Genomic DNA, 1486 nt, shown 5'->3' on the forward strand with positions numbered 1-1486 from the left:
AGAGCGGCACGCGAATTGCTGAGATGAGGACTGCCGCTGCCAAGCCGCCGGCAGCCCTGTCGCCAAGGGTTCCCGATGAGACCCGCTCGATTGATCCTAGTTAATGCGCTGACGCTGTTTACGCTCCGAAATCCAAAGGCGGTGAACATCATGAGATGAAACTTAGGGCGGTACAGATCATCGAACGGATTGGGGCGCGGTTGATGAGTCCGGATGAGGTGCGCAGTTCGCGCTCAAAGTTCATGTGTGAGAGGTCAACGGTCATGTCTCAAGATTCAAAGCTCATGTTTGAGGGGCTGCCGCGAGCGGTCGGGCTGCTGGGGGGCGGGGTCATCGGTGGCGGGTGGGCCGCACGGTTTCTCCTCAACGGAGTGGACGTGCGGCTGCATGGCCGATCGCCTGCTACGATCGAGCGCGTGCAGAAGATGCTGGCCAACGCGCGGCGGGTCTATCGACGGCTGACGCAGGTCCCGCTGCCGGCTGAGGGGTCGCTGACGGTGGTGAACTCGGTCGCGGACGCAGTGCGCGGCGTGGAGCTCGTGCAGGAGTCCGTGCCGGACCGCCTGGAGCTGAAACAGCAGTTGCTCGCGGCCGCCAGCCGGGCGGCGGCGCCGGGCACCCTGATCTGCTCCTCGACGTCAGGGCTGCGGCCGTCGTTGCTGCAGGTGGGGATGGACCACCCGGAGCGCCTGCTCGTCGCGCACCCGTTCAACCCGGTGTACCTGCTGCCGCTCGTTGAACTGTGCGCGGGACAGCGCACGGCGCCCGAGACGGTGGCGCGGGCGGCGGAGATCTACCGGTCGGTGGGGATGCACCCGCTCGTGGTACGCAAAGAGGTGGACGGGTTCATCGCGAACCGGCTGCAGGAGGCGGTGTGGCGCGAGGCGCTGTGGCTGGTGCACGACGATGTAGCCACCGTGCAGGAGATCGATGACGCAGTCCGTTACTCCATCGGGCTGCGCCGGGCGATCATGGGCCCCATCCAGACGTTTCGTATCGCCATCCCCGAGACCGGCGCGCGCCGCTCGATGGAGCTATTCGGACCCGCGCTGAAATTGCCGCGGACGAAGCTCACCGAGGTACCCGAGTTCACCGACGCTTTCCTAGACAAACTCGGCGAGCAGTCAGACGCACAAGCCGAGAACCTGACCGTCTCTGAGCTCGAACAGAAGCGCGACGACTGCCTCGTGGCCGTGCTGCAGGGATTACGCGCTCAGGGCTACGGCGCGGGCGAGACGCTCGCGCGCTGGGAACAGCGGCTACGCGACCTCGCTTCCCCAGCTCACCAAGGGCTCCGGCCCGCTGCGGATGACGCGACAGATACCGTCTGACTGGATCGACTACAATGGCCACGTCACCGAAAGCCGCAACCTCCATCTCTTCAGAAAGACCCCTGCTCCGTTACATCGGCCTCGACGGCGAGTACCTCTCAAACAGCGGCAGTTACCGCACGGTCGAGACGCACCTGTTCCACCTCCGAGCCCTG

The 1486-nt window shown here is 65.3% G+C and carries 1 protein-coding gene; it reads left to right on the top strand.

Features of this window, described 5'->3' with window-relative positions:
* The first annotated feature begins 284 nt into the window (after window positions 1-284).
* Window positions 285-1331, top strand: a complete 1047-nt coding sequence (locus HCN58_RS35170) for a 3-hydroxyacyl-CoA dehydrogenase NAD-binding domain-containing protein (RefSeq protein WP_235984187.1) — start codon at window positions 285-287, stop codon at window positions 1329-1331.
* Window positions 1332-1486 lie beyond the last annotated feature (155 nt).

Origin of the sequence: Bradyrhizobium australiense, assembly GCF_013114825.1 — a bacterium.
In the GTDB taxonomy this organism is placed as follows: Bacteria; Pseudomonadota; Alphaproteobacteria; order Rhizobiales; family Xanthobacteraceae; genus Bradyrhizobium; species Bradyrhizobium australiense.

Bases quoted from the DNA above. Each gene is read 5' to 3' on its own strand.
- HCN58_RS35170 (WP_235984187.1), top strand. From the start codon at position 285: ATGTTTGAGGGGCTGCCGCGAGCGGTCGGGCTGCTGGGGGGCGGGGTC.